The organism is Falsiroseomonas tokyonensis, assembly GCF_019024325.1.
Classification (GTDB): Bacteria; Pseudomonadota; Alphaproteobacteria; order Acetobacterales; family Acetobacteraceae; genus Falsiroseomonas; species Falsiroseomonas tokyonensis.
In genome coordinates this window covers 11,651-31,534 of the sequence record NZ_JAFNJS010000004.1, presented here as the reverse complement: position 1 = coordinate 31,534, position 19,884 = coordinate 11,651, and the positions used below count along the sequence as shown (strand labels likewise).

Annotated in this window: 18 protein-coding genes; 14 read left to right on the top strand and 4 right to left on the bottom strand. The window is 71.5% G+C overall.

Features of this window, described 5'->3' with window-relative positions:
- Positions 1-4: 4 nt before the first annotated feature.
- The 8 genes from J3S20_RS13875 to J3S20_RS13840 all read left to right on the top strand — a co-directional run bounded on the left by J3S20_RS13875 (position 5) and on the right by J3S20_RS13840 (position 8,176).
- Positions 5-946, top strand: coding sequence for a heme o synthase (locus tag J3S20_RS13875; RefSeq protein ID WP_216837098.1), 942 nt, complete (start codon positions 5-7; stop codon positions 944-946).
- A complete protein-coding gene (locus tag J3S20_RS13870; RefSeq protein ID WP_216837645.1) occupies positions 943-1,095 on the top strand; it encodes a hypothetical protein in 153 nt (50 codons plus the stop codon). Before J3S20_RS13875 ends, J3S20_RS13870 begins: the two co-directional genes overlap by 4 nt.
- 1 nt (position 1,096) lies before the next feature.
- Entirely contained in the window at positions 1,097-1,744 is a 648-nt protein-coding gene (locus tag J3S20_RS13865) for a cytochrome c oxidase assembly protein (protein WP_216837097.1), read from the top strand.
- A 94-nt stretch (positions 1,745-1,838) separates the two neighbouring features.
- Complete coding sequence (locus J3S20_RS13860; protein WP_216837096.1) at positions 1,839-2,675, top strand: cytochrome c oxidase subunit 3; 837 nt, start codon at positions 1,839-1,841, stop codon at positions 2,673-2,675.
- 11 nt (positions 2,676-2,686) lie between these two features.
- The gene (locus tag J3S20_RS13855) at positions 2,687-3,064 is read left to right on the top strand and encodes a DUF983 domain-containing protein (RefSeq protein ID WP_216837095.1); all 378 of its coding nucleotides are present in this window, start codon (positions 2,687-2,689) and stop codon (positions 3,062-3,064) included.
- Positions 3,061-3,729 (top strand): SURF1 family protein, encoded by a 669-nt coding sequence (locus J3S20_RS13850; RefSeq protein WP_216837094.1) that lies wholly within the window; start codon positions 3,061-3,063, stop codon positions 3,727-3,729. Before J3S20_RS13855 ends, J3S20_RS13850 begins: the two co-directional genes overlap by 4 nt.
- Positions 3,726-5,207 (top strand): carboxypeptidase M32, encoded by a 1,482-nt coding sequence (locus tag J3S20_RS13845; protein WP_216837093.1) that lies wholly within the window; start codon positions 3,726-3,728, stop codon positions 5,205-5,207. The genes J3S20_RS13850 and J3S20_RS13845 overlap by 4 nt, the downstream gene beginning before the upstream one ends.
- Positions 5,208-5,653: 446 nt before the next feature.
- Positions 5,654-8,176, top strand: coding sequence for a PAS domain-containing protein (locus J3S20_RS13840; protein ID WP_216837092.1), 2,523 nt, complete (start codon positions 5,654-5,656; stop codon positions 8,174-8,176).
- A 115-nt stretch (positions 8,177-8,291) separates the two neighbouring features.
- On the opposite strand, the gene J3S20_RS13835 is transcribed toward J3S20_RS13840, so the two are convergent.
- Positions 8,292-9,092 carry an SDR family NAD(P)-dependent oxidoreductase gene (locus tag J3S20_RS13835; RefSeq protein WP_216837091.1) on the bottom strand — a complete coding sequence of 267 codons (801 nt, stop codon included), beginning with the start codon at positions 9,090-9,092 and terminating at the stop codon, positions 8,292-8,294.
- Positions 9,093-9,186: 94 nt separating this feature from the next.
- Between J3S20_RS13835 and J3S20_RS13830 the strand changes: the two genes are divergently transcribed.
- From J3S20_RS13830 to J3S20_RS13815, 4 genes are read left to right on the top strand one after another with little or no spacing between them, the layout of a single operon-like run.
- Complete coding sequence (locus J3S20_RS13830; protein ID WP_216837090.1) at positions 9,187-9,942, top strand: IclR family transcriptional regulator; 756 nt, start codon at positions 9,187-9,189, stop codon at positions 9,940-9,942.
- A complete protein-coding gene (locus J3S20_RS13825; protein ID WP_216837089.1) occupies positions 9,942-10,493 on the top strand; it encodes a carboxymuconolactone decarboxylase family protein in 552 nt (183 codons plus the stop codon). Before J3S20_RS13830 ends, J3S20_RS13825 begins: the two co-directional genes overlap by 1 nt.
- Positions 10,490-11,530 (top strand): amidohydrolase family protein, encoded by a 1,041-nt coding sequence (locus tag J3S20_RS13820; protein WP_246602821.1) that lies wholly within the window; start codon positions 10,490-10,492, stop codon positions 11,528-11,530. The genes J3S20_RS13825 and J3S20_RS13820 overlap by 4 nt, the downstream gene beginning before the upstream one ends.
- Positions 11,527-12,501 (top strand): Bug family tripartite tricarboxylate transporter substrate binding protein, encoded by a 975-nt coding sequence (locus J3S20_RS13815; protein ID WP_216837088.1) that lies wholly within the window; start codon positions 11,527-11,529, stop codon positions 12,499-12,501. The genes J3S20_RS13820 and J3S20_RS13815 overlap by 4 nt, the downstream gene beginning before the upstream one ends.
- Before the next feature lie 16 nt (positions 12,502-12,517).
- Here J3S20_RS13815 and J3S20_RS13810 read toward each other — a convergent pair whose 3' ends face one another.
- The 3 genes from J3S20_RS13810 to mdlC form a co-directional block, all read right to left on the bottom strand.
- The gene (locus J3S20_RS13810; RefSeq protein WP_216837087.1) at positions 12,518-13,363 is read right to left on the bottom strand and encodes a c-type cytochrome; all 846 of its coding nucleotides are present in this window, start codon (positions 13,361-13,363) and stop codon (positions 12,518-12,520) included.
- A 101-nt stretch (positions 13,364-13,464) separates the two neighbouring features.
- Positions 13,465-14,427, bottom strand: a complete 963-nt coding sequence (locus J3S20_RS13805) for a Bug family tripartite tricarboxylate transporter substrate binding protein (RefSeq protein WP_216837086.1) — start codon at positions 14,425-14,427, stop codon at positions 13,465-13,467.
- Between the two features lie 21 nt (positions 14,428-14,448).
- The gene (gene mdlC, locus J3S20_RS13800; protein ID WP_216837085.1) at positions 14,449-16,038 is read right to left on the bottom strand and encodes a benzoylformate decarboxylase; all 1,590 of its coding nucleotides are present in this window, start codon (positions 16,036-16,038) and stop codon (positions 14,449-14,451) included.
- Positions 16,039-16,205: 167 nt separating this feature from the next.
- Here mdlC and J3S20_RS13795 point away from each other — a divergent pair, with 167 nt between their 5' ends.
- On the top strand, positions 16,206-18,242 hold the full coding sequence (locus J3S20_RS13795) for a hydantoinase/oxoprolinase family protein (RefSeq protein WP_216837084.1): 2,037 nt from the start codon (positions 16,206-16,208) through the stop codon (positions 18,240-18,242).
- On the top strand, positions 18,242-19,867 hold the full coding sequence (locus J3S20_RS13790; RefSeq protein WP_216837083.1) for a hydantoinase B/oxoprolinase family protein: 1,626 nt from the start codon (positions 18,242-18,244) through the stop codon (positions 19,865-19,867). The genes J3S20_RS13795 and J3S20_RS13790 overlap by 1 nt, the downstream gene beginning before the upstream one ends.
- The last annotated feature ends 17 nt before the right edge of the window (positions 19,868-19,884 follow it).

Sequence of the window (19,884 nt, the reverse complement as noted above, 5' to 3'; positions counted from 1 at the left end):
CTTGATGAGCAGCACCACACTTCCGGTTGCCGGCCAGGCCTCGGCCGCTGGCAGCGATCTGTCCGAGGTTCGCGACTGGATCGCGCTGCTCAAGCCGCGCGTGCTCACCCTCGTCGTCTTCACCGGGCTGATCGGTCTGCTGGTGGCGCCGGGCCATATCCACCCGGTGCTGGGGCTGACGGCGGTGCTCTGCATCACCGTGGGCGCCGGCGCCGCCGGTGCGCTGAACATGTGGTACGACCGCGACATCGACGCGGTGATGCGCCGCACGCAGCGCCGGCCGATCCCGGCCGGGCGCATCGCGCCGAATGCGGCACTCGGCTTCGGCATGGTGCTGGCGGTGGCCTCCGTCGCCATCATGGGGTTGGCCACCAACTGGGTGGCGGCCGGCTGGCTCGCCTTCTCCATCCTGTTCTATGTCGTGGTCTACACCGCCTGGCTGAAGCGCCGGACCAGCCAGAACATCGTCATCGGCGGCGCCGCCGGCGCCTTCCCGCCAATCATCGGCTGGGCTGCCGTCACCGGCGATGTCACGCTGGTGCCCTGGCTGCTCTTCACCATCGTCTTTGCCTGGACACCGCCGCATTTCTGGGCGCTGTCGCTCTGGGCGCATGGCGACTACGCCCGCGCCGGCGTGCCGATGCTGCCGGTGGTGGAAGGCGCGCGGGAGACCCGCAAGCAGATCGTCATCTACACCGTGGTGCTGGCGCTGGCCGGCCTGGCGCCCTGGCTGGTCGGCTTCGCCGGCCCGGCCTATGCGGCGGTGGCAGCAGCGCTGGGCGGCGGCTTCCTCTACCACGCCATCCGCACCTGGCGGGAGAAGCAGGACGAGACCGGGCGCAGCCTGGTGAATGACGCCGCGGCGCGGCGGACCTTCGCCTTTTCGCTCACCTATCTCTTCATCCTCTTCGGCGCGCTCGCCATCGACCGACTGGTGCTCGGATGACCGCGGCCGAGCCCGTGGAGATGACGCCGGAGGAGCGTGCAGCCTTCGAGAAGCGCCGGCGCGGCCGCAACTGGGCGCTGCTCGGCGCCCTGCTGGCGCTGGTGGTGCTGTTCTATTTCATCGCGACCGCGCGGCTGATGCGAGGCTGAGATGACGCAGGATCCGAAGTCCCCCCAAATTCGGCCTCAGGATCGGCAGGCGCTGCTGGCGCGCCGCAACCGCCGCACCGCGCTGGCCGCCTTCACCGGCGTGGCCGGCATGGTGGGCGTCAGCTTCGCCGCCGTGCCGCTGTATGACCTGTTTTGCCGCGTCACCGGCTTCAACGGCACGCCGATGATCGGCGGCGCCCCCGCGCCCGGCGCCGGGGAACAGGTGCTGACCATCCGCTTCAACGCCAATACCCAGCCCAACCTGCCCTGGCGCTTCGAACCCGCCGTGCCCAGCCTGCGGCTGCGGGTGGGGGAGGAAGGCGTGGCCTTCTACAATGCCAGCGCCACGGGGGACCGGCCCTCCACCGGCATCTCCACCTACAACGTGACGCCCGAGGTGGTGGGCAAGTACTTCCACAAGACCGCCTGCTTCTGCTTCGAGGAACAGACCCTCCAGCCCGGCCAGCAGGTGGACATGCCCCTGGCCTTCTGGGTGGATCCGGCCATCGCGCAGGACCCGAATACGCGGGACATCCGCACCATCACGGTGAACTACACCTTCTTCCGCAGCCTGAACGACGCCGATCGTGCCGGGGCGCTGGCCAGTGCCGGCCCGCATGTCGGACGCCGCCAGAACCCCACCCCTTAAACCCGGCAAAGGCTTGAACACCGCCGGGATTTGAGGATTTGATGCCGCGCAGCCGCCAGGGTGTGCGGAGACCAGACGGATACCAGGACGACCCATGGCAAGCGAATCCGGCCACCCGACCTACAAGCATCCCTACCACCTGGTGGATCCGTCCCCCTGGCCGCTGGCCGGCGCCTTCGCGGGCGGGGCCCTGGTGCTCGGCATCGTCATGATCGCGCACTACAACAGCTGGTGGATGCTCGGCATCGGCCTGGCCGGCGTGCTGGCGACCATGTTCTTCTGGTGGCGCGACATCCTGAAGGAGAGCAACACCGCCGGCCTGCATTCGCCGGTGGTTCGCCTTGGCCTGCGCTACGGCATGATCCTGTTCATCGCCTCCGAGGTGATGTTCTTCGTCGCCTTCTTCTGGGCCTATTTCCACTTCGCCCTCTTCCCGGACCATGTCTCCGGCACCGTCGCGGCCACCGCCGTCTGGCCGCCGGCGGGCACGCTGACCTTCGACCCCTTCGGCCTGCCGCTGCTGAACACCATGATCCTGCTGCTGTCCGGCTGCACGGTGACCTGGGCGCATCACGCGCTACTGGAGAATGACCGCAAGGGCCTGATCACCGGCCTGGCGCTGACCGTCTTCCTCGGCATGTTCTTCACCTTCTTCCAGGTGGTCGAATACATGGAGGCGCCGTTCCACTTCACCGGCGGCGTCTATCCCTCCACCTTCTTCCTGGCCACCGGCTTCCACGGCTTCCACGTGATGGTCGGCACCATCTTCCTGGCCGTCTGCCTGATCCGTGCGATCCGCGGCGGCTTCACGCCGCAGAAGCACTTCGGCTTCGAGGCGGCGGCCTGGTACTGGCACTTCGTGGACGTGGTCTGGCTGTTCCTCTTCATCTGCATCTACTGGTGGGGCGCCGGCGAGATCATGCCGCACTGATCGAGACGATCATGCCGCAGCAAACGGCCCCGTCCGCCCCCGCGGGCGGGGCCGCGTCTTTTTGGCGGGTCGCCGGCCGCGGCCGCTGCCCGCGCTGCGGCGAGGGGCGGCTGTTCGCCGGGCTGCTGGCCATCGTGCCACGCTGCGCGGCCTGCGGGCTGGATCTCTCGGCCCAGGATTCGGGCGATGCGCCCGCCGTGCTCGGCATCTTCGTGCTCGGCGCGCTGACCATGATCGGCGCCTTCCTGGTGGAATTCCGTCTGCAGCCGCCGCTCTGGGTTCATGCCGTGCTGTGGCCGGCGCTGCTGATCCCCGCCTCCATCCTGACCATGCGCTTTGCCAAGGCGGCGCTGGTCGCGCTGACCTGGCGCCAGCGCGGTCGCGCATGAGGCGGCTGCTGCTGCCGGCCCTGGTGATGCTGCCTGTGCTGGCCATCCTCCTCGCGCTCGGCACCTGGCAGGTGCAGCGGCTGCAGTGGAAGACCGCCCTGCTGGCCGATATCGCCGCCGCCGAGGCTGGCCCCGCCCGCCCGCTGGCCGACCCGCCGCAGCCCTGGAGCAAGGTCTCCGTCACCGGCCGCCTGGATCATGGGCGGGAGGGGCTGCTGGGGCTCGAGGTGCGCGGGCCGGTGCTCGGCAGCCACCTTCTGGTGCCGCTGCAACGCGACGGCGCGCCGCCCATTCTGGTCGATCGCGGCTGGATCCCGCTGGAGCGCCGCGGCCCCATCGACCGCCCCGAGGGCCTGGTGACGCTGGAGGGCTATGTGCGCCCCGGCGAGACGCTCGGCCTTTTCGCCGCCAGCGACGACCCGGCCGGGCGCCGCTTCTACAGCTTCGTGCCGGATGCGATCGGCACCGCGCTGGGGCTCGACCGCGTCGCGCCCTATGGGCTGGTGGTGCTGGGGCCGGCCGGGGGGCTGCCGGACCCGGCCCGCACCCTGCCGCGGCCGACCAACAGCCATCTCGGCTATGCCATCACCTGGTACGGCCTGGCGCTGTCCCTGCTCGGCGTCTTCGCCGTCTGGGCCCGCCGCCGCCTGAGGGAGACCGCATGAGCGCTTATGACCGCCTGACCGCCCGCTTCGCCCGCATCGGCGCGCTGGGGGAAGCCGCCGGCATGCTGCATTGGGATGCCAGCGCCATGATGCCGCCGGGCGGCGGCGCGGCGCGGGGCGAGCAGTTGGCGGCACTGGCCGGGCTGCGGCACGACCTGCTGGTCTCGCCCGAAGTGTCGCTGGACCTCGGCGAGGCCACGGCGCCGGGCGCGTGGGAGGACGCCAATCTGGCGCTGATGCGCCACGCCCATCTGCGGGCCACCGCCCTGCCGACCGCGCTGGTGGAGGCGGTGGAGCGCGCCAATTCGGCCTGCGAGAAGGTTTGGCGAAACGCCAAGGCCAGCGCCGATTTCGCCATGGTCCGCCCCCATCTGGCGGAGGTCGTGCGCCTGCAGCGGGAGGTGGCGCAGGGCTTGGGCGAGGCGTTGCGCATGGCGCCCTATGACGCGCTGATGGATGGCTACCAGCGCGGCGTCACCGCGGCCGATGTCGAGCCGGTCTTCGACGCCTATGAATCCTGGCTGGCCGAGGCGCTGCCGCGGGCGGAGGCGATCCAGGCCCGCCGCGGCGCGGCCCTGCCCCTGCCGGGGCCCTTCCCGGTAGCCGCCCAGCGGGACCTCTGCCGCGCCATGGCGCAGGTGGTGGGGCTGGATTTCAACCACGCCCGGCTGGATGAGAGCCTGCACCCCTTCTGCGGCGGCACGCCCACCGACGTCCGGATCACCACCTTCTATGACGAGGCGAATGTCGCCAAGGCGCTGCTCGGCGTGCTGCACGAGACCGGCCATGCGATGTACGAACGCGGCCTGCCGGAAGCCTTCGCCCGCCAGCCGGTTGGGGAGGCGGCCGGGATGGCGGCGCATGAATCGCAGTCCCTGATCGTCGAGATGCAGGCCTGCCGCTCCGACGCCTTTTTGGACTTTCTCGGCACGCGACTGCAGGCCAGCTTCGGCGGCGACCCCGCCCCCTATGCCGCGGCGAATTTGGGAAAACTGTGGCGGCGGGTGGAGCGGGGGTTCATCCGGGTCGACGCCGACGAGATGACCTATCCGGCCCATGTCATCCTGCGCTTCCGGCTGGAGCGCGCCATGATCGAGGGGCGGCTGGAGGTGGCGGAGCTGCCCGAGGCCTGGAATGCAGGCCTGCAGAAGTCCCTCGGCATCACCCCGCCGAATGACGCGCTGGGCTGCCTGCAGGACATCCACTGGCATGACGGCGCCTTCGGCTATTTCCCCAGCTACACGCTGGGCGCCATGGCCGCAGCCCAGCTGATGGCGGCGCTGCGCCGGGCGGAGCCGGAGCTGGATGCGCAACTCGCGCGCGGCGAAATGGCGCGAATGATGGGCTGGCTGCGCGGCCATGTGCACAGCCAGGGCGCCCGCCTCGGCTTACAGGACTTGCTGCGAGCGGCCACGGGAAAGCCGCTGGACCCGGCCGATTTCACCGCGCATCTGACGGCGCGCTACCTGACGGATTGAAGAAGATCCGCCACGGCCGCGCGCTCTGCTGGCCGTGCTTGGCCTTTGGCGCCCATGCAGGTGCCGGGGAACATTTCTTCCGGATCGGCCAGGAGCGCATCAGCCGGCCGCGGTCCCAGCTGGCGCCCGCCTGTTCCGGCGCGGGCGAATAGCCGAAGGCGGGGTCGCCGCCGATGCGCCGGCCCGGCACCCCCGCCAGGCAGCGCCAGCAGCAGCAGAAGGCCGCGGATCAAAGCCCGTATTCGATTTGCACCATGCGGTCGGCGCCGCTTTCCCCGCCCCAGGCCTCGCCCGCCATGCCGTCCATATGGCGCAGATTGGCGCCGGCCGGTCGGAGGGGAAGGACAGCAAGCTGTCCTCCGCCGGGTCGAAGCGCCGCCGGGGGGCCGCGCCGCGACGCGACGGTTACATTCGCTCCGACCACGCAACTTTGCTAGCTTCGCTGGATGAATCAGGATCGGACCCGCGGCAAAATGCCGCAGACGGCCCGACAGCCACTGCGCAGCCCGGCCTCGCATTCCAGCGGCCGGCCCTTTGCCCTGCGGTTGCATCTGGTCGCGTTGGTGCTGGCGGTGCTGCTGCCGGCGCTGGCCTTTGCCGCGGCCGCGGCCTGGGACGCGGTGCGCGGCCGCGTCGCTGCCGAGGAAGCGCGGCTGATGGAGACCGCCCGGGCCCTGGCGGCGGCGATCGACAGTCATATCGCGGGCCATATGGCGGCGCTGACGGTGCTGGCGGCCTCGCCCGGCGAGAATGCGGAGGCCCTCGCGGCTCTGGCGCGCAATACCGGCCGGGCCTTCGGCGGCTGGGTGGTGATCTTCGATCGTGGCGGCGCCCCGGTGCTGCATACCAATCCGCAGGGCGGCGCGATGCATACCGGCGTGCTGGGGCCGGGCGGCGCGCTGGGGCCGGGCGGCGGCGGCCGCTGGGTGGAGCAGGTGTTCTTCACCGGCCGTCCGGTTGTCACCGACCTGGCGCGCGGCCGAGTCTCGGGCCAGATGGTGGCCTTCGTCCTGGTGCCGATGCTGCGCGAGGGCGTGGTCTGGCGCGTGGCCGGCATGCCGCTGCTGCCCGCCCGCCTCTCTCAACTGCTGGCCAGCCGGGGCCTCGATGGCCGCGGCGCCGCGGCCCTCACGGATGGGCAGGGCGCCTTCATCGGGCATTCGCGGCAGGACGAGGACCTGGTCGGCCGGCTGCGCCCGCCGCGGCCGGAGCGGGAACTGGGCCCGCAGGGCATCCTGCAGGGCCGCAGCCTGGCCGACGGCTCCGCCATCCGCACCGCCTACCACGCCGTGGCCAGCGCACCCGGCTGGCTGGTCTGGGTGAATGAGCCGGAGGCGATCTTCCGTGAGGCGATGCGCCGCGCCCTGCTGCGGCTGGGCGGCGGCGCGGCGCTGGCCCTGCTGCTTGGCCTGGCGCTGGCCGCGGCGCTGACACGCCGCCTGCTGCGCCCGGTGGAGGCGCTGGTGGCACGGGCGGAGGCGGTGGCCGAGGGCCGGACCACGCCGGATGAGGCGCCGGAGGCGCCGCCGGCCCGGGTTTCGGAATTCGAGCGCCTGCGCCGCGCCGTGGCCGCGGCCGAGGCGGCGCTGCGGGAGGGAGAGCAGGAACTGCGCCGGGTGCAGCGCATCGGCCGCGTCGGCGGCTTCATGATCGACTTCCGCACCGGCGAAAGCCGCCGCTCGGCCGAATACATGGACCTGCTCGGGGCCCCGGCCGAATCGAGCCCCGGCAGCTACGCGACCTGGCTCGCTCATGTGCATCCGCAGGATCGCGCCCGCGCCGCCGCCTATTTCGAATCGGTCATGGCGCCGGGGGCGACGCAGACCGACTATGCGCAGGACTACCGGGTGCTGACCCCCTTCGGCACACGCTGGGTCTCGGCCCGGGCTGAGATCGAGCGTGACGCAGAAGGGCGGGTGCTGCGGATGATCGGCGCGCATGTCGATGTCACCGCGCTGAAGCAGGCCGAGCAGGCGCTGCGCGACAGCGAAGAACGCCTGCGCCTGGCGCTGGAGGCGGCGGAGCTCGGCGCCTGGGAGGTGGATCTGCGCCAGGGCCATGCCGTGCGCACGCCGCGGATGCTGGAGATCCTGGGCTTCGGCTCCGAGGCGCAGTTCGGCGCCTATCCGTCCTGGCGCGACCGGCTGCATCCGGAGGATCGCGAGCGGCTGACCGTGGCGGTGGAGCAGGTGCGCCGCGGCGAGTCCGAACGCTATCGGGTGGAATATCGCTTCCTGCGGCCGGACGGCCAGTGGCGCTGGGTGGAAAGCCACGGCCAGGCGGTGGAGCGCGACCCGGAGACGGGCGAGGCCTTGCGGCTGATCGGGACCACCCAGGACGTGACGGCGCGGCGGGAGGCGGAGGACCGCCAGAAGCTGCTGTCGCGGGAGGTGGACCATCGCGCCAAGAACGCCCTGGCGGTGGTGCAGGCCGCGCTGCGGCTGACCCCGCGCGACGACCCGGCGGCCTTCGCCAAGGCGATCGAGGGCCGTGTCATGGCGCTGGCGAGGGCGCATACGCTGCTGGCGCTTGGCAAGTGGAAGGGCGCGCAGCTGCGCGAGGTGCTGGAGGGGGAGTTGGCCCCCTTCCTCGGCGCGGCCGGCCCCGCCGCCCGCTGCAGCGGGCCCAAGCTGGCCCTGTCCCCGGCCGCGGTGCAGGCCGTGGCGATGACCTGCCACGAGCTGGCGACCAATGCCGCCAAGCACGGCGCGCTGGCCAGCCCGACCGGGCGGCTGGAGATCAGCTGGTCGGTGGAGGAGGGCGCCGGCGGCAGCCAGCTGCACCTGTGCTGGGCCGAGTCAGGCGGCCCGCCCCCCGCCGCGGCGCCGATGCGGCGCGGCTTCGGCACCTCCCTCATCGAGGCGACGGTGGTGCGGCAGCTGGGCGGCCGCATCGCCACCGACTGGCCGTCGGAGGGGCTGCTCTGGCAGGCCTGGCTGCCGCTTTCGCGGGTGCAGGCGGCGGGCTGAGCCTGCCGCGCCCTTGAGCGTTTTCAAGCCTTGCGGCTTCGCAAGGCGACTCGGAAAACGCGGCAAGACAGTGAGCTGGCGCTGTTTCACCGTCTTCGCTTTCGGTGAAACAGCTCTAGCCGCAGCGGACGGACATGCCGCCATCCACCACCAGCTCCGTGCCGGTGATGAAGCGCGCTTCCTCCGAGGCCAGGAACAGCACGGCATTCGCCGTGTCCCGCCCATCGCCGGCGAAGCCCAGCGGGATGCGCGCCAGGCGCTGCTTGATCAGCGCATCCACATCGCCACCGGCGCGCTGGCCGGCCAGCCGCACCTCCACCATCGGCGTGTGCATCTGCCCGGGCACCACGGTATTCGCCCGGATTCCCTTGGTGGCGTATTGGATGGCGACGACGCGGGAGAACTGGATGACGCCGGCCTTGGACGCCGCATAGGCGACCTGCGCCGCGCCGGTCCAGCGGATGCCGCTGGTGGAGGCCAGGTTGACGATGGCGCCGCCACCGGCCGCCTCCATCACCGGGATCACGTGCTTGCAGGTCAGGAAGACGCTCTTCAGGTTGTGGTCGATCTGCGCGTCCCAGACCTCCTCGGCCATTTCCACGGGGCCGCCGGCGGCGGAGCCGCCGACATTGTTCACCAGGATGTCGATGCGGCCGTGATCGGCGACGATGCCGGCGACCAGCTTCTGGATCGCGGCGCTGTCCGTCACGTTGCACTCGAAGGGGTGGAAGACGCCCTGCACCTCCGCCACGCGCTGCGCCGTTTCCTCCATCGCGGTCAGGTCGCGATCGACGCCGATGACGGTGGCGCCTTCGCGGGCGAAGCCCACCGCGATGCCGCGGCCATTGCCCCAGCCGGTGCCGACGGAGCCGGCGCCGGTGACGAGGACGATCTTGTTGGCGAAACGGGCGGACATGCGCGGGCCTCCGATGGGTGCGGTCGCGATAGCGATCTTCTCCACCTGGTGCAACAGGCTTCCATGCTGCGGATAAGATCGCTAAGGTCGAGGGGTGAGGAAGCCCAAAGACCTGCCCGCGCCCCCGCCAAGCGCCGCGCCAGACGCCGCGCCCGACGCGGCGGAGGGCAATGTGCGTGCGGTGGATCGGGCGCTCGCGCTGCTCGACGCCTTCCATGAGGGCGACGGGCCACTGCCGCTGGCCGATCTCGCCCGGCGCAGCGGGCTGCACCTGACCACGGCGCTGCGGCTGCTCGGCACGCTGGAAAGCCATGGCTTCGTCAAGCGCCTGCCAACCGGCGGCTATGTGCTGGGCCCCACCCTGCTACTGCTGGGGGAGCGGTTCCGGCGCATGCTGCGGCTCGATGACCATGTGCCGCCGGCGCTGGAACGGCTGCGCGCCGAGAGCGGCGAGAGCGCCACCTTTTTCGTCCGCGACGGCGACCGCAGGCGCTGCCTGTTCCGCCTGGAAAGCCCGCATCCCGTGCGCGACTTTGCCAGGGTCGGGGAGGCGCAGCCGCTCGGCATCGGCGCGCATGGCCGCGCGCTGCTGGCGCTGGAGGGCGCCGAGCGACCGCGCCTGCCGATCATCAGCCGTGGCGAAAGGCTGCAGGATGTGGCTGCCATCGCCGCGCCGGTGCTGGGTGCCGGCGGGCTGCTGGCCGGCTCCATCGGCCTGACCATGCCGCTCTATCGCTTCGATGCGGCGGCGGAGCGGCTCTCCGCCACGCTGGTGCTGCGGGAGGCGCTGGCCGTGACCGCGTCCCTCGGTGGCGATCCGACGCCGATCCGGAACCTGGGAGAGACCTGATGGCCCGATTGACCCTGCCCGCCGACCCCACGCCGGAGCAGGCCGAGGCCTGCGCCGAAGCGGCCTCCGGCATCCGCGGCCGGGTGCCGGCGCCGATGATCGCCTGGATCCGCAACCCGGAACTCGCCCGCCGCGCGCAGAAGCTGGGCGAGCTGCTGCGCTACCAGACCACGCTGGAGCCGAAGCTGAGCGAACTGGCCATCCTGGTCTGCGCGCGCCACTGGACCTCGCATTACGAATGGACGGTGCATAAGCGGGAGGGGCTGAAGGCCGGCATGGACCCGGCGGTGGTCGAGGCGATCGCCGCGCGGCGCGAACCCACGCTGGCTGATGACCGCGAACGCGCGGTGTACGACGTGGCCCGCACCCTGATTGGCACGGCGCGGCTACCCCAGGCGCTGCACGACCAGGCGACCGCCGTGCTGGGCGAGCGCGGCCTGGTCGAGCTGGTGGCGTTGCTCGGCTACTATTCCATGGTCGCGCTGACCCTGAACGCCTTCGAGATCGGCCTGCCGGACGCCCGTGCCCCCGAGCTGGGAGACGCCGCATGAGCACGCATTACATCGGCGTCCGCGAGGACTGGCTCGCGACGAACCAGGAAGAGATCCTCGACCCGGGCCAGCTGATCGTCGATCCGCACCACCACCTCTGGGACCGGCCCGGCTGGCGCTATCTGCTGGATGAGATGCTGGCCGACATCCGCAGCGGCCATGACGTGCGCGCCACCGTCTTCGTCCAGGCCCGCGCCATGCACCGCGCCGCCGGGCCGGTGGAAATGCAGCCGGTGGGCGAGACGGAATTCGCCAATGGCGTCGCCGCCATGTGCGCCAGCGGCGGCTACGGCGATGTGCGGGTCTGCGCCGGCATCGTCGGCTTCGCGGATCTCCGGCTGGGCGAGGCCGTGCGGCCGGTGCTGGAGGCGCATCTGCGCGCCGGCGGCGACCGCTTCCGCGGCATCCGCCACATCGCCACCTGGGACCCGGACCCGGCCATGCTGAACCCGGCCTATCAGCCGGCCGAGGATATGCTGGATTCTGCCGAATTCCGCGCCGGCTTTGCGCAGCTCGCGCCGCTCGGCCTCAGCTACGATGCCTGGCTGTATTTCCCCCAGATCCCGCGCCTGACTTCGCTGGCGCGCGCCTTTCCCGAAACGCCCATCGTGCTCGACCACTGCGGCGGCATTTTGGGAATCGGCCGCTACGCCGGCAGGCGGGACGAGGTCTTTGGCGAATGGTCGCGTCATATGCGCGACCTCGCGAGCTGCCCGAATGTGATGGTAAAGCTTGGCGGGCTCGGCATGCGGCTGCCGGGCTTCGGCTTCGAGACGGGCGAGACGGCGCCCTCTTCGGCCCAGCTCGCCGAGGCCTGGCGTCCCTGGATCGAAACCTGCATCCAGGTCTTCGGCACCGGGCGCTGCATGTTCGAGAGCAACTTCCCGGTCGACAAGGGCGGCTACGGCTATGCCGCCGGCTGGAACGCCTTCAAGCGCCTGGCCCAGGGCGCCAACGCGGCCGAGAAGGCCGACCTGTTCTGGCGCAGCGCCACCCGCTTCTACCGCCTGCCATTCAACGAAGGAGGAAACACATGAACCGACGCCTTGCCCTCGGCGCGATGCTTAGCGCCCTGACGGTCTTGCCTGCCATGGCGCAGCCCGCCGACTGGCGGCCGGACCGGCCGATCCGCCTTGTGGTGCCCTTCGGCCCCGGCGGCCCCAGCGACATCGTTGCCCGCATCCTGGTGCCGAAGATCTCGGCGACGCTGGGCCAGCCGGTGGTGGTGGACAACCGCGCCGGTGCCGGCGGCGTGACGGGCGTGGATGTCATCGCCCGCGCCGCGCCCGATGGCTATGTCTTCGGCATGGGCAGCGCCGGGGCGCTGGCCATCTCCCCGGGCCTGGACCGCGGCACGCCCTACAACCCGCTGACCGACCTGGCGCCCATCACCCTCGGCGTGCTGGTGCCGGAGCCGCTGGTGGTGCCGGTGGCGGCGGGCTTCCAGACCATCCAGGAGCTGATCGCCGCCGCCAAGGCACGGCCGGGCGCGCTGAACTTCGGCTCCACCGGGTCCGGCAGCATGCCTCACCTGGCGGCGGAACAGCTGCGCGCGGCGGCGGGGATCGACATCGTCCATATCTCCTACCGCTCGGGCGGCGCGCTCTCCACCGCCATCCTGACCAATGAGGTGCAGCTGGGCTTCGCCGACTTGCCCGTGCTGCTCGGCCATATCCGCGGCGGCACCATGCGGGCCCTGGCGGTGGGCACGGCGGAGCGCCTGTCCTGGATCCCGGACGTGCCGACGATGCGCGAGGTGGGCCTGCCGGCGGTGGATGCCAGCAACTGGCACGGCTTCGTCGCGCCCGCCCGCACGCCGGAGCCGATCCTGGTCGCGCTGCACCGCGCTGTGGCCGGGGCGCTGAACGACCCGGAGGTGCGCCGCCAGTTGGACGGCCAGGGCGCCATGCCGGGCGGCAACAGCCGCGAGGAATTCGGCGCCTTCATGCGCAGCGAGCTGGAGAAGTGGGGCGCCGTGATCCGCGCCAACAACATCAAGGCGGAGTAGAACCGCCCCCGGCCCCTCACGGGGCCGGGCGGCGCGCGGCCATGTGCTCCAGATAGGCGATCAGACCGTCCAGCTGCGCCTCGCTGATCTGCTCGACGGAAAAGCCCGGCATCTTCTGGTCGGGCCAAGTCCGCACACTGGACGGGTTGCGGATGTAGCGCCGCAGCGCCTGGGGCTGGAAATACTCCACCGGGCTCATCGGCCGGTTCAGGTCGGGGCCCATATCGGCCGAGCCCGCGCCGTTGATCCGGTGGCAGGACAGGCAGACCGCCGTATAGACGCCCTGGCCGAGGCGTGCCGGATGATCCGCCGGCAGCGCCGCATCCACCACCATCTGCGGCCAGCGCCGCGCCGGGGAGGCGACGTAGCGCAGCGCCGCGACCTGGTAGGCCCAGTATTCCGGCGAGACGCCGGACAGCGCCGGCCTTTCCCAGACGATGTAGAAGGGCCCGGCGGAGACCGGCTTGCCCGGCAGGCTGGGCCAGGCGGCCTCGGGCGGCTCGATCGCCAGCCAGGCGCGCGCGGCGCCGGGGCCGGTGGCGCGGGCGGTGGCGAGCGGGATCTGCGCCGCAAAACCATCGGTGGCCGCGGCCTCCAGCGTCGCCTCGGGATCCGTGGCGGGGAAGTCTTGCAGCAGCGCGGAGAGCGGCACGGCCTGGTAGCGCATCGGGCCGCGATAGGCATTGTCGCGCTCGATCGCGACCTCCGCCCGATCCGGCCGGGCCAGCAGCGCGGCGGTGTCGAGCTCGACGCGCCGCGTGCCGTCATCGAGGGTGAGATTGGCCGCGGTGGCGGCGCTGGCGAGGCCCAGCAGCAGGCAGGCGGCCGGCAGCAGGCCGCGCCAGGCATGGTTGGCGAACATGTTTGGGCGTACTCCCCCAGGGCGTTTTCCGCGCGAGTATCAGCATGCCCCGACCTGGCTGGGGAGGGGCGGGGCACGTCAGAGTTTTGATGCAGGCGAGACTATTCGGCGCGGATGCCGGCGGCGCGGATCACCGGCTCCAGCAGCGTCTTCTCGCGTTCGATCACCGCGGCGAAGTCCGCCGGGCCGCCGCCGCCGAGGATGGCGCCCTGCTGCGCCAGGCGGCCGCCGATGGCGGGGTCGCGCAGCGCCTCCGTCACCGTCTCCGCCACCCGTTGCAGGATGGGCTGCGGCGTACCGGCGGGGGCGACCAGGCCGAAGGCGGTGCCGAAGACGAAGTCGATGCCGGATTCCGCCATGGTCGGCACCTGCGGCAGCTGCGCCAGGCGGGTGGTGGTGGCGGCGGCCAGCGGGCGCACCTGGCCGCCGGTGATCTGGCCCAGGATATTCGGCAGGTTGTCGATCACCATGTCGATCTGCCCGCCGACGAGATCCGTGATGGCGGCCGCGGCGCCGCGATAGGGCACGTGCTGGATTTCCGTCCCCGTGGCGCGCTTGAACAGCTCCAGCGCCAGATGCAGGCTGGTGCCGGGGCCGGCGGACCCAGCGGTCAGCGTGCCGGGGGCGGCCTTCGCCGCGGCGACCAGCGCGGCCACGTCCTGCCACGGCCGCTGCGGCCCCACGCACAGCAACTTGGGCGTGCTGATCAGCAGCACGATGGGGGCGAAGGCGGTCTGCGTGTCGAAGGGCATGGTCCGATAGATGAACTGGTTCACCGCGACCGGGCCGAGCGAGCTGGCCAGCAGCGTATGGCCATCCGGCGGCGCCTTGGCCACCAGGTCCGCGCCGATATTGCCGCCGGCGCCGGCGCGGTTTTCCACGACGACAGGCTGGCCAAAGCGCTCCGTCAGCCGCGGGGCGAGGGCGCGGGCCAGCGTGTCCACCAGCCCGCCGGGCGGGAAGGGGACCACGATGCGGATCGGGCGGGAGGGCCAGCCTTGGCCGAGAGCCGGCGTGGCGAGCAGGGTGGCGGCGGCAAGCGTGGCGCGGCGGGTGATGGGCATGGGCGTTGTCCCCCTTTGCGATCAGGCCTTGTGGTAGAGGGTGGGGACCGCCGCATCGACGACGACCTCCACCAGCATGGGTCCCTCCGCCCGGCAGGCCTCGCGCAGCGCGGCGTCCAGCGCATCCGGGTGGGTGATGCGGATGGCGGGGCAGCCCATGCCCTCGGCGATCCGCACGAAGTCGAGGCCCGGCAGGTCGATGCCGGGGATGTCGCGCACCTGCATCGCCTGGCCGATGGAGCGCATGGCGCCATAGCCGCCATTGTTGATGACGACGGTGGTGAGGCGCAGCCCGTGCTGCACGGCGGTCCAGAGCGCCTGTGGCGCATACATCATCGACCCGTCGCCAATCAGGCAGACCACGCGCTGGTCCGGCTTCGCCAGCGCCACGCCCACCGCCGCCGGCAGGCCATAGCCGAGCCCGCCGCTCGCCATGGTGAAGAAGCTGCCCCAGCGCGTGCGCGGCATCTGCGCCTGCATGGCCGGGCGGTGGGAGGGCGCTTCCTCCACCAGGATGGCGTCCTCCGGCATCGCAAGGTGCAGGCGGTGCAGCAGATACGCGGCCGGGATCGGGTCGGCGGGTTGTGGCAGTGGCGTGGGCGCGCGGGGCGCCGGGGCGGCGCGATGCATTTCGGGCAAGGCGGCCTGCAGCGCCGGGATGGCGAAGCGCAGGCTCCCCAGGATGCTGGTGCCGGCGGGGGCGCTGGCGGCGGTGTCGCCATCCGCGGTCAGGTGGAAGATCGGCGTGCCGCTGCGGAAGATCGCGGCCTCGCCGGCCACGTGGAAGGTGAAGACCGGCGCGCCCACCACCAGCACGCAGTCATGGGGCGCCAGCGCGTCGGAGACCGCCTGGGGCGCGGCGGCGAGAAAACCGGCAAACAGGGGGTGATCCTCGGGGAAGGCGATGCGGCTGGCGAAGGGGCTGGTGAGCACCGGCGCGCCGATCGCCTCCGCCAGCGTCACCAGGGCCGGGCCCATGCCCTCCTGGTCCACCTCCGGCCCCACCACCAGCACCGGGTTTTTCGACACCGCCAGCGCCTGTGCGGCCTCGGCGATCAGCGCTGGGTCGGGGGCCACGTCGGGCGACAGGATGCGCGGAATGGGCGCCTCGCAGGGCCGGCCCCAGTCGTCAGCAGGAATCGAGACGAAGACCGGGCCGCAGGGGCGGCGCTGGGCGATCCGGAAAGCCTGGGCGATGGCGGCCGCCACATCCTCCGCCCGCGCCGGCTCGATGCTGAATTTCACATAGGGTTTTGGGAAATTCGCGGCCTCGGTCGCGCCCAGGAAGGGCTGGTTGGGCAGCAGGGCGCGCACCTGCTGGCCGGCGGTGATGACCAGCGGCGCCTGGTTGCGCTGCGCGGTGAAGACATTGCCCAGCGCATGCCCCACCCCCGCAGCCGAGTGCAGGTTCACGAAGGCCGGCGTGCCGCTGGCGCGGGCATAGCCATCCGCCATGCCCACCACGCAGGCTTCCTGCAGCCCGAGCACGTAGCGGAAATCGCCCGGAAAGCGGTCGAGGAAGGGCATCTCGGTGGAACCTGGATTGCCGAAGACCGTGGTGCTGCCGAGCGAGCGCAACAGCTCAAGCACCGCTTGGCGCACCGTGGGCATGCCGCCTTGTCCTCCCTGTTCCGCCGAGCATAGGGGGCGCCCGAAGCGGCCCGCAAGCTGGCACGAATCTGGCAGGACCACGCCTTGCGGGGCAGGGGCTTTCGCGTGTTCCATCACGGCCGCAGACGGAGAGACTTCATGACGACGCATTACGGTCCGCGCCGCGGATGAGCACGGCACGCCCCGTCCGCATCGCCGTCGATATCGGCGGCACCTTCACCGACCTGCAGATCCTCGATGCCCGGCACGGCCGCGTCGTGGCCTGGAAGACGCCGACCACCCCGGCCGATCCCTCCGAGGGATTGCTCACCGGCGTGCGGGAGGCCGCTTCGCGCTTCGGCTTTGCGCTGGCGGAGGTGGGGCTGCTGCTGCATGGCACCACCATCGCGACCAACGCCGTGCTGGAGCGCAAGCTGGCCCAGGGCGTGCTGCTGACGACCGCGGGCTTCGAGGATGTGCTGGAGATCACGCGCCATGTGCGCCGCGACATCTACGGCCTGGCGCCTGATCCCTTCCCCTGCCTGATCGAACGCGACCGCCGCTTCGGCGTGCCGGAACGGCTGCGTGCCGATGGCAGCGTGGAGACGCCGCTCGGCGACCTCGCGCCGCTGCTTGACCGGTTGCGCGAGGTGTCGCCGGAAGCGGTGGCGATCGGGCTCCTGCATGCCTATGCAAACCCCGCTCATGAACGGGCGCTGCGCGAAGCGGTGGCGGCGGCGCTGCCCGGCGTGCCGATCAGCCTATCCTCCGAGATCAGCCCGGAAATTCGCGAATACGAGCGCCTCTCCACCACGGTGCTGAACGCGCTGCTGATGCCGGTGGTGCAGCGCTACCTGGACAAGCTGGAGTCGCGGTTGGGGGAGGGCGGCTTCGCGCCGCGCATCTTCCTGGTGCAGTCCAATGGCGGCATGTGCAGCCTGCGCCGCGCGGCGGAACAGCCGGCGCGGCTGCTGCTGTCCGGCCCCTCCGGCGGCGCGCTGGCGGCGGAGCGGATTTCGCAGCGGCTGGCGCGGCCGAACCTAGTCGCGGTAGATATGGGCGGCACCAGCTTCGATGTGAGCGTGGTGCAGGACCATCGCATCGGCCTGGTGACGCAGGGCGAGGTCGGCGGGCTGCCGGTGCGGCTGCCCATGGTGGAGATGCGCACCATCGGCGCCGGCGGCGGCTCCATCGCCGCGGTGGATGCGGCGGGGCGGCTGACGGCGGGACCGCGCAGCGCCGGCGCGCGGCCGGGGCCAGTCTGCTATGGGCGCGGCGGCGTGGAGCCGACGGTGACGGATGCCAATGCGGTGCTCGGCCGCTTCGATCCCGATTTTTTTCTCGGCGGCGCCATGGCGCTGGATCTCGGCGCGGCGCGCGCAGCGATGGAAGCGCGCATCGGGGGGCCGCTATCGCTGGGCACGGAAGAAGCGGCGGAGGGCGTGCTGCGCGTGACCAATGCGCAGCTCGCCGCCGCCGTGCGGCTTTCGCTGTTCGAGAAGGGTCTCGACCCGCGCGCCTTTTCGCTGCTGTCCTTCGGTGGCGCGGGCGGTCTGCATGCGACGGAGGTGGCGGATGAGCTCGGCATCACCGAAGTGATCTTCCCGCGGGAGCCCGGCACGCTCTCCGCCTATGGCATCCTGTTCTCCGACCTGGCGCAGGATATCGCGCGGTCGCGGCTCTATGCGGCGGATGAATCGCAGGGGGCGGCGCTGGCGGAGGCGGTGGACTCGCTGCGGGCCGAGGCGACCGCGCGGCTGGAGGCGGATGACGTGCCGGCGGCGCAGCGCGCGGTCGAGATCGCCGCCGACCTGCGCTATCGCGGCCAGGCCTTCGAGCTGCTGGTGCCCTGGCCCGAGGCGCCGGCTTTGGCACCGCTGGTGGCGCGTTTCCACGCGGCGCATCGCGCGCGCTTCTCCTATGCTGCGGAGGGCGAGCGCGTGGAGATCGTGACGCTGCGCGCAACCGCCATCGGTCGCCTCGACAAGCCGGCGGAGGTGGTGCCGGAATCGCCGGATGCGGCGACGAAGCCGGGCACGCGCCGCATCTGGCAGGCGGGCGCGGCGACGGACTGGCCGGTGTGGCGGCGCGAGGCCTTGCGGGTCGGCGATGTGCTGCACGGCCCCGCCATCATCGAGGAAGCCTTTGCGACGCATGTCATCGCCCGCCACTGGCAGGCGAGTCTCGACCCCGAAGGCGCCATCGTCGCGCGGAGGATGGCGTGATGCTGGGACCGATCGAGATCGAGGTGATCCGCAACGCGCTGAACGCGGCGGCGGCGGAGATGGACATCACCATCTGGCGCACCAGCCGCAGCACCATCGTGCGCGAGCTGCTGGACTATTCCACCGCCGTCTTCGACGCGGAGGGCCGCAACCTGGCGCAATCCGCGCGCATCCCCGGCCATCTGAATTCGATGACGCATGCGCTGCGCACGCTGCTGGCGGACCATGTGCCGCCGGAGGATTGGCACGAGGGCGACGTCGTCATCTTCAACGACCCCTATTGCGGCGGCCAGCACCTGCCGGACATTCTGGCCTTCCGGCCCGTCTTCCACGACGGCGCGCGCATCGCCTTCGTCGGCACGCTCTGCCACCACATCGATGTCGGCGGGCTGGTGGCCGGCAGCTACGCCGCCAAGGCCACGGAAATCTTCCAGGAAGGCCTGCGCATTCCGCCCGTGAAGATCATCGAGGGCGGGCGGCGCAACGAGGGCATCTGGGCGATGATCCGGCAGAATGTCCGCAAGCCCGATCTGCTGCTGGGCGATCTGTCGTCGCAGCTGGCGAGCCTCGAGGTGGGCGCCGCGGCGCTGTCGCGGCTGGCCACGCGCTTCGGCGCGGCGGCGGTGGTGGAGGCCGGTGCGCGCATCCTCGACATGAGCGAGGCCGGCATGCGCGCCGCCATCGGCCGCATGCCCGATGGCACCTATGAGTTCGAGGATTTTCTCGACGATGACGGCATCGCGCTCGGCCAGCGCATCCGCCTGCATGTGAAGCTGACCATCACCGGTGAGACGGCGCTGGTCGATCTCTCGGGCTGTGCCGCGCAGGTGGCGGGGCCGACCAATGCGACGCTGGCCAGCACCAATGCGGCCGTGATGTTCGCGCTGATGTGCTGCGCCGATTCCTCGCTGCATATGAGCGCGGGCTGCTACCGGCCGATCACGGTGGTGGCGCCGGAGGGGCTTGTGGTGAATGCGCGCCACCCCGCGCCCGTCGCGCATCGCATCGCCGTCACGCACCGTCTGCTGAACGCGATGAACGGTGCGCTGCACCAGGCGGTGCCGGAGCTCATCCCAGCCGCCTATTACGGCAACAGCTACGTCACCACCTTCCAGACCGTGCAGGACAGCGGCGCGCGCGAAGTGCTGGTGGAGATCGAGATCGGCGGATCGGGCGCGCATCCGGCGAAGGATGGCGTGAACGCCTATGCCTCCGGCATGCACAACAATGCCAATATCCCGATCGAGATGATCGAGGCGCAGCTGCCGCTGACCGTGCTGCGCTACGGCCTGCGCGAGGGCAGCGGCGGCGAGGGGCGCTTCCGCGGCGGACTCGGCCTGGTGCGGGAATGGCGGATCGACAGCACCGCCTGCTTCTTCACCGCGAATATGGACCGCTTCGACCACGCGCCCTATGGCCTGGCCGGCGGCGGCGAGGCGGCGAAGGGCGCGCTGGTGCTGCGGCGCGACGGCGTGGAATCGCCGATCCTGCCGAAGACGGACAACCTGCCGCTGCGCCAGGGCGATGTGGTGCGGCTGGAGACCAGCGGCGGCGGCGGTTTTGGCCCCGCGGCGGCGCGCGCGCCCGAGGCCTCGTCACGCGACGCACGGATGGGCTATCTGTGACGCCGACAGCAGGAGGC